The organism is Stenotrophomonas sp. GbtcB23, from assembly GCF_019091045.1.
GTDB lineage: Bacteria > Pseudomonadota > Gammaproteobacteria > Xanthomonadales > Xanthomonadaceae > Stenotrophomonas > Stenotrophomonas rhizophila_A.
Genome location: NZ_JAGXKC010000069.1, coordinates 1 through 8,441 on the forward strand (window position 1 = coordinate 1; position 8,441 = coordinate 8,441).

General features: G+C 66.2%; 5 protein-coding genes. 1 reads left to right on the forward strand and 4 read right to left on the reverse strand.

All coding sequences use genetic code 11. From position 1 onward, the window contains the following. The 4 genes from KVS69_RS17230 to mutS form a co-directional block, all read right to left on the reverse strand. Positions 1-320, reverse strand: a 320-nt coding sequence (locus KVS69_RS17230; RefSeq protein WP_217539134.1) for an AAA family ATPase, incomplete at its 3' end; no start/stop codon positions are given. 153 nt (positions 321-473) lie between these two features. Further along, positions 474-2,711, reverse strand: a complete 2,238-nt coding sequence (katG, locus tag KVS69_RS17235) for a catalase/peroxidase HPI (protein ID WP_217539137.1) — start codon at positions 2,709-2,711, stop codon at positions 474-476. Positions 2,712-2,886: 175 nt separating this feature from the next. Next, positions 2,887-3,495: a DUF937 domain-containing protein gene (locus KVS69_RS17240; protein ID WP_217539141.1), complete on the reverse strand. Its 609-nt coding sequence runs from the start codon at positions 3,493-3,495 to the stop codon at positions 2,887-2,889. A 171-nt stretch (positions 3,496-3,666) separates the two neighbouring features. Next, the gene (gene mutS / locus KVS69_RS17245) at positions 3,667-6,222 is read right to left on the reverse strand and encodes a DNA mismatch repair protein MutS (RefSeq protein WP_217539143.1); all 2,556 of its coding nucleotides are present in this window, start codon (positions 6,220-6,222) and stop codon (positions 3,667-3,669) included. Positions 6,223-6,424: 202 nt separating this feature from the next. Here mutS and KVS69_RS17250 point away from each other — a divergent pair, with 202 nt between their 5' ends. Next, positions 6,425-8,326, forward strand: coding sequence for an integrase (locus KVS69_RS17250; RefSeq protein ID WP_254622246.1), 1,902 nt, complete (start codon positions 6,425-6,427; stop codon positions 8,324-8,326). Positions 8,327-8,441 lie beyond the last annotated feature (115 nt).

An 8,441-nucleotide genomic window follows, 5' to 3' on the forward strand; every position in this document is an offset into this window, starting at 1 on the left:
GAGTGCGGCTTGCCGTCATGCGAGAGTTTGAGTAGCGCCCTTTTGCTGTTCGAGGAATCAATTTCGATCCTGATCTCATCGAACTTATCATCGGCCGGCAGCGCACAGCGCATGTGCCGGGCATCCACCGCGCGGATCCCTCGCGACGCCAGGAACTCATTGTCAAGCTTGTTGGCCGTGGCAGCCCCCGCCAGCGCAATAGCCTCCAGGACATTGCTCTTCCCCGAGCCGTTCTCGCCAATGAATACATTGACGCGGCCCAGTTCGAGCTTCATCTTCCTGATCGACTTGAAGTTCTCAATCTGGATTTCTCTGATCACGGGCGCTCACGTCCTGGGTGGGTCGGGATGCCTGACCCGTGCCGTTGATTGTAGCGGGGTGGGGTGGGCGATGCGTGGCCGTATGCGTCGCGAGGGCCAGCCAACGGCCGGCGCTACCGGAAAGGCCCGCCAAGGCGGGCCCGTGGAAGACCGTCACGCGTGCAGGTCGTACCGGTCCAGCTCCATCACCCGCGCCCAAGCGGCGACGAAGTCCTGCACGAACTTCTTCTCGCCATCCGCACTGGCATACACCTCGGCAATCGCGCGCAGCACCGAATTGGAGCCGAACACCAGGTCGGCGCGGCTGCCGGTCCAGCGCTTGCCGCCACCGTTGCGATCGATGCCTTCATAGCCATCGCCGCTGGCCTTCCACTGCGTACGCATGTCCAGCAGGTTGACGAAGAAGTCGTTGCTCAACGTGCCCGGCCGTTCGGTCAGCACGCCCTGGGTGTTGCCATCCACGTTCGCACCCAGCACGCGCAGCCCGCCCACCAGCGCGGTCAGCTCCGGCCCGGTCAGGGTCAGCAGCTGCGCCTTGTCGATCAGCAGCGCCTCGGCGGGCACGCTGTAGCGCCCCTTCACGTAGTTGCGGAATCCATCGGCATACGGCTCCAGCACCGCGAACGATTCCACGTCGGTCTGGTCCTGGCTGGCATCGGTGCGGCCCGCGTTGAACGGCACGCTGACGTCATGGCCACCGGCCTTGGCCGCCTGCTCCACGCCGACATTGCCGGCCAGCACGATCAGATCGGCCAGTGACACCTGCGCGCCGCCATCGCCCTTGAAGCCGGCCTGGATCTTCTCCAGTGCGGCCAGCACCTTGGCCAGCTGCTGCGGCTGGTTTACCGCCCAGTCCTTCTGCGGGGCCAGTCGGATGCGCGCACCATTGGCGCCGCCGCGCTTGTCCGAACCACGGAACGTGGAGGCCGAGGCCCACGCGGTGGACACCAGCTCGGCCACGCTCAACCCGGCAGCGGCGATCTGCTGCTTCAGTGCGGCTACGTCGGCCGCGCTGATCTGCGTCTTCGACGCTTCCGGCACCGGGTCCTGCCAGATGAAGGTTTCGGCCGGCACTTCCGGGCCCAGGTAGCGGGCGCGCGGACCCATGTCGCGGTGGGTCAGCTTGAACCAGGCGCGCGCGAACGCATCGGCGAACAGCTGCGGATTCTCGAGGAAGCGGCGCGAGATCTTTTCGTAGGCCGGGTCCAGCCGCAGCGACAGGTCGGTGGTGAGCATGGTCGGGCGGTGCTTCTTCGACGGATCGTGCGCGTCGGGAATCACCGCGTCGGCATTCTTTGCCACCCACTGGTGGGCGCCGGCCGGGCTCTTGGTCAGTTCCCATTCGTTGCCGAACAGAATCTCGAAGAAGTCGTGGCTCCACTGCGCCGGGGTGCGCGTCCAGGTCACTTCCAGGCCGCTGGTGATGGTGTCGCCGCCCTTGCCGCTGCGGAACTTGTTGGCCCAGCCCAGGCCCTGGTGTTCGAGACCGGCCGCTTCGGGTTCCACGTCCACGTTGTCGGCCGGGCCGGCGCCGTGGGTCTTGCCGAAACTGTGGCCACCGGCGATCAGCGCCACGGTTTCCTCGTCATCCATGGCCATGCGGCCGAAGGTGTCGCGGATGTCGATGGCAGCCTTGACCGGGTCCGGGTTGCCATCCGGGCCTTCGGGGTTCACGTAGATCAGGCCCATCTGCACGGCGGCCAGAGGGTTTTCCAGGTTGCGCGAGTGGATGTCACCGTCGGCGTCGTCATCGGACACCAGCACGCCATGGTCTTCCACCACGCCTTCGGAGCCGTGCGCGTAGCGCACATCGCCGCCCAGCCAGGTGGTCTCGCGGCCCCAGTACACGTCCTGGTCCGGTTCCCAGGTATCGGGGCGGCCGCCGGCGAAGCCCAGCGTCTTGAAGCCCATCGATTCCAGTGCGACGTTGCCGGTGAGGATCAGCAGGTCGGCCCAGGAAATGGCCTGGCCGTACTTCTGTTTGATCGGCCACAGCAGGCGGCGCGCCTTGTCCAGGCTCACGTTGTCCGGCCAGCTGTTGAGCGGGGCGAAGCGCTGCTGGCCGCGGCCACCGCCGCCGCGGCCGTCACCGATGCGGTAGGTGCCGGCGCTGTGCCAGGCCATGCGCACGAACAGGCCGCCGTAGTGGCCGAAGTCGGCCGGCCACCAGTCCTGCGAATCGGTCATCAGCGCGGTGAGGTCGGCCTTGAGCGCGGCGTAGTCGAGCTGGGAGAACGCCTTGGCGTAATCGAAGTCGGCAGCCAGCGGGTGCGAGCGCGAGGAGTGCTGGTTGAGCAGGTCCACGCGGAGCTGGTTGGGCCACCAGTCGCGGTTGGTGGTGGCATCGCCGACAAGGGCGTGGTTGAACGGGCACTTCGCTTCGCTTTTCATGGGCAGTTACCTGTGGACTGGCGAATGTGGAATGGGCCCCGCGGAAGGACGCGAGGGCAGCCCAACTACCCTATGCGCCGGTCGGCGGTTGGTAAATTCAATTGAATTAACCGAAGTGATAGGTGTGGACTATTGAAAGGTCGCCGGCCATGCAAGCCGGCGACCGACAGGCTGGTCAGCGCTTGCTGAGAATGCCCATGACATCGCTGAGGCCGAACTGGCCGTCGCCATCCTGATCGAACGCGTTGAGCAGGCCGCCAATGCCGCCAGCAGCGGCCGGTGGCGCTTCGGCGCCGAGCGCCTGGCCGAGCTCGTTTGCATTGCCCTGCTGGGCGAACCGCTGGGCCAGGAACGACATCACGATGGGCGCCAGGATCGCCAGCAGCTGGCCGGCGCGGCCGCTGTCGAGGCCGGTCTTGTTGCCCAGCACCTGGGCCGCCTGATCGGTCTGGCCGCCAAAGACGTGGCCGAGGATGCCAGCGCCGTTGGTGGCGGCACCTCCGCCGCCGCCCCCGAGCACGGCACCGAGGATGCCGCCGAGGTCGAAACCGCCGCCGCCGCTACCGCCGCCGAGATGATCTTTCTGGAGCGCATTGAGCAGCGACTGCGCGCCCTGCGGCTGGCTGGCGTTGCTGCCGAGCGCGCCCATCAACAGGGGCAGGGCGGCGCTGACCGCCTGGGTGGCCTGGTTCTGGTCCAGACCGAGCTGCTGGGAGACCTGTTGGACGCCAGTGCCCTGCAACTGCGAGAAAAGGGATGCGGTGAGCGAGTTCGTATTCACGATCGACTCCTTCGACCCGGGATGGGACCGGCGGAGCATAACGCCGCCTGCACGAAGAGAATGCGAAGGCTTCACGCGGCCGGCCGCCCGACCAACGGTCGGGCGCTACCGCGGATTCCGCCCGCCGGGCGGTACCCACCATCCCGGTAGGTCACGACCGTTGGTCGTGACGCTTCACACCAGCGCCTTCAACCGGTACAGCGCTTCCAGCGCCTGCTTCGGTGTCAGCTCATCAGGATCAATCGCGGCCAACGCCTCCTGCGCCTTGCTGGACGGCGCAGTGAACAGCCCGAACTGCTGCGGTGCATCCAGCGCCTGCGGGGCCATGGTGGCGGCCACGGTCTCGCCGCCACGCTGCTCCAGCTCGGCCAGCCGGCGCCGGGCCTGGGCCACGGTGGCGCGGGGCAGGCCGGCCAGTGCGGCCACCTGCAGGCCGAAGCTGCGGTTGGCCGGGCCGTCCTTCACCGCGTGCATGAACACAAGCGCCTCGCCGTGCTCCACCGCATCCAGGTGCACATTGGCAATGCCACTGATGCCGCCTTGGTGCTGCTCGTCGGCCAGCGCGGTGAGTTCGAAGTAGTGGGTGGCAAACAGCGTGTAGCAGCGGTTCTCGTACGCGAGGTGGCGGGCCACCGCGTCGGCCAGCGCCAGGCCGTCATACGTGGAGGTGCCGCGCCCGATCTCATCCATCAACACCAGCGACTGCGCGGTGGCGTGGTGCAGGATGTAGCTGGTTTCGCTCATCTCGACCATGAAGGTCGATTGGCCACGTGCCAGGTCATCGCCGGCGCCGATGCGGGTCAGGATGCGGTCGATCGGGCCGATCACCGCGCGGCTGGCCGGCACGAAGCTGCCGATGTGGGCCAACAGCACGATCAGCGCGTTCTGGCGCATGTAGGTGGATTTACCGCCCATGTTCGGGCCGGTGATGACCAGCATGCGGCGGTCGGCGTGCAGGTCCAGGTCGTTGGGTTCGAACGGCTGTTCGCGCACCGCTTCCACCACCGGGTGGCGGCCACGCTCGATGCGCAGGCACGGGGCGGTTTCCAGCTCCGGGCGCGCCCAGTCCAGCGCCTGCGCGCGTTCGGCGAAGCCGGCCAGCACGTCCAGTTCGCTGAGCGCGGCGGCGCACTGCTTGAGCGGTTCCAGTTCGCCCGCCAGCGTATCGAGCAGCTGTTCGTACAGCAGCTTTTCGCGCGTCAGCGAACGTTCGCGCGCCGACAGCACCTTGTCTTCGAACGACTTCAGTTCTTCGGTGATGTAACGCTCGGCATTGGTCAGGGTCTGGCGGCGGGTGTAATGCACCGGCGCCTTTTCGCTCTGGCCCTTGCTGATTTCGATGTAGTAGCCGTGCACGCGGTTGTAGCCGACCTTCAGCGTGGCGATGCCGCTGCTGGCGCGCTCGCGCTGTTCCAGGTCGATCAGGAACTGGTCGGCATGGGTGGACAGGCGGCGCAGTTCGTCGAGTTCGGCGTCATAGCCTTCCGCGATCACGCCACCGTCGCTGAGTTTCATCGGCGGGGCAGTGGCGATGGCCGAGGCCAGCAGGTGCGCGCATTCGTCATGCGAGCCCAACGCCTCGCGCAGGGCGACCAGGCGCGGCGAATCCAGCGGTGCCAGCACCGCGCGCACCTCTGGCAGAAGGCCCAGGCCATCGCGCAGCGTGGAGAAATCGCGCGGGCGCGCCGAACGCAGCGCCACGCGGGTAAGGATGCGTTCGAGGTCACCCAGCGCACGGAACGCCCCGCGCACGTCACTGTCGGCACCGCGGTCGATCAGCGTGGCCACCGCATCGTGGCGCTGCACCAGCACCTCGCGCAGGCGCAGCGGGCGGTGCAGCCAGCGGCGCAGCAGGCGCCCCCCCATGGGAGTGACCGTGGTGTCCAGCACACCCAGCAGGGTGTTGCGGGTATCGCCGTCCACGCGCGTATCCAGCTCGAGATGGCGGCGGGTGGCCGCGTTCATCGCAATCGCCTCGCTGGCCGTTTCCGTGGAAATGGAGGTCAGGTGCGGCAGGCGCTGTTTCTGGGTTTCTTCGACATAGCCGAGCAGGGCGCCGGCAGCGGCGGTGGCGCGCGGCTTGTCGTCGATGCCGAAGCCGGTCAGGTCATGCAGCTTGAAGAAGGCCAGCAGCTGGCGGCGGCCGCTGTCGGCATCGAACAGCCACGGCGCGCGGCGGCGGATGCCACTGCGATGCTTGAGGAATTCCGGCCAGTTCTCTTCGTCCGGCACCAGCAGCTCGGCCGGTTCCAGGCGGGCCAGTTCGGCCTCCAGCGCGTCGTCGGAATCGACCTCGTTGACCAGGAAGCGGCCACCGGCCAGGTCGGCCCAGGCCAGGCCGTAGCCGTTCTTGCCACGCGAGAGCGCCATCAGCAGGGTGTCGCGGCGCTCATCCAGCAGCGCCTCGTCGGTGACGGTACCCGGGGTGACGATCCGCACCACCTTGCGCTCGACCAGGCCCTTGGCCAGCGCCGGGTCGCCGATCTGCTCGCAGATGGCCACCGATTCGCCCAGCGCCACCAGCCGCGCCAGGTAGCCCTCGTAGGCATGCACGGGCACCCCGGCCATCGGGATCGGCGCGCCGCCGGAGCTGCCGCGCTGGGTCAGGGTAATGTCCAGCAGCCGCGCCGCCTTGCGGGCGTCGTCGTAGAACAGCTCGTAGAAGTCGCCCATGCGGAAGAACAGCAGCAGGTCCGGGTAGCCGGACTTGGCGGCAAAGAACTGCTTCATGAGCGGGGTGTGCTCGGCAGCGCTCTTCGGAGACGAGGATTTCGGATTGGAATCAGTGGTTTGCAAGAAACGTCCTTACGCGATGTAGCGGTCAATCCGGGTCACTGGCGGCAAGTAACGGTGTTTTTTGTTGCGCCAAGGTTGCGGCGGTCACTCAAACGGGATCAAATCGATGTTGCGACGGACTCACAGCGGATCGACCATGGATAAGGTTGTTGCGACAAAGGCAGATGCCCCACGTCGCCGAGGCATCAAGTTTAAGCTTTCCTATAGGCAGATCTGCGAGTTGAGCGTGGCCAAGGGTCCGGTCGAGGGCAAGCAGGGGAAGCCGGTCATCGCGCCTCGCCCCGCAGCGGACGCTGGGAAGCCCTATCGGGTCTTGGATGGCAACCAGGGAGCCCCCACGGGGTTCGGCTTCTACGTAGGCACCACCCGGACTACCTATGAAGTGGTCGTCAGAGGGCCGTCTGGCGTTCGTCGGTTCTCGTTGGGGAACGTCGCCGACATGGGGCCCGAGCAGGCCTACGAGCTGGCCAGGAAGAAGTTGGCCGTGGTCCGAGAGACTGGCGAGCACCCATCTCGCCAAGAGGCTCGAAGCGAGCACTTGCACGAGCTTAGAGAGGTCACCCTGGCCGATTGCCTTGCCGTTTACATAGAAGAGCTGGAAAAGAAGGTTCGCAACAAGAAGGCCAAGCCGACCAGCGTCCGAGCGGTTCAGGACAGTTTGGCGCGGTTCGCGCGCGCTGAAGTCGGGCTGGCCGACAAGGCCATCCTCCGGCTGACGGACCGGGACATCCACCAAGCCTTCGAGAACCTGCGGCGGTCGTCCATGGTGCGGTCCAATCGTATCCCCACGGCGATGCGGACAGCCTTGGCAGCCCATCCGGACTGGGCGGAGCTCTCAACGCAACAACTGGAGGCTCTGGGGATCAGCGGTCGTTACCTTCAGCGGGTCAATGCGGCAGGGCGGGCTTCGGCCGAACATTCGTTCACCGATGCCAAGCGTGCCGTGGACCTGGTGCTTAAGCGTGAGCGGAAGGCAGCTGCCAGGGACCAGCGGGAGCCGGTGCTGCGTTACAACCCGTTCCAGGTTATTCACGACGATGACATGCTGCGCGACGCTCAAGAGCTCCGCCGGCACTACGAGCGGGCCGAGGTTCGAAACCCGTTGGGTGACGACACGCTTCCTCGGGTGCTGAAGGTGATTTTGGCTCGAAGGGACGAGCAGGGCGGGTTGAACGCCACGGGGGCGGATTACCTGCTGTTGACCCTTCTTTGGGGCACGCGCCGCAGCGAGGCTGCACAGCTTCGATGGTTCGACCGGTGTTCGCCTGGCGAACTGCGGCAGTCAGAGGTCTCTTGGGTGTGGCTGGCCGGGCCGGATGAGGTGAACCCTTACACCCGCCGTCCAGGCTCGCAGGTCTACCTGTTCGACACCAAAAGCGGGGAGGAGCGCTACCTGCCAGTCACCTATTTCGCTCAAAAGGTGCTGGAGCGTCGATTCGACGAGCGCCTTGGAGAAGCTGAGGCACAAAAGGCCTTGGCGGGGGCAGAGGCAGTGCTGAAGGCGGCCAAATCCAGGGGGTCCCGCACTGAGCTGGTCGATAGGCTGGAGAAGGAAGTGGAGCAGGCGCGTCGCGCGCTGGCTCGGTCCATCTTCGTCTTCCCAGCCAGGTCCCATCGCAGCAAGACGGGGCATTATTCGGATAGTAAGAGCATCGTGGCAAACGTGCGCCGGGACGCTGGGCTCGTGGACGTGAGAGCTGAAGTCGACATCGGGCTGACCACACACGATTTCCGGCGAACTCTGGGCCGCTACGCAGCGCTGTTGTTTGGCGAAAGCCGGATCGTCTCGCAGTTGCTTCACCACCATACGCCCTGGGTCGGGACGGATCGCATGGCTGCGGTCTCCGAGCGCTACACCGAGCAGGAGTGGTCCAAGCTCCGGGAGGCCATGGGGCGGGTGGAGGAGAGCATGATCGCCATGAGTCCGAGGGTGTGGAACAGGATCAAGGGGACGGATCGACCGCGCCTGGATGAAGTGAACGACGAACCCGCTACTATCTTTGCTCCCAGGAACCGACGGACCGCACTGGATGATTGAGGTTGTTCGCAGCGAGGACGAATACCGCGCGCTGGCTGATGCTGCATTGGACACGGTGCTGGAACGTGCCAGGGCCGGCATGACACCCTCCGTCAGCAGCAAGGCTGCAGCACGA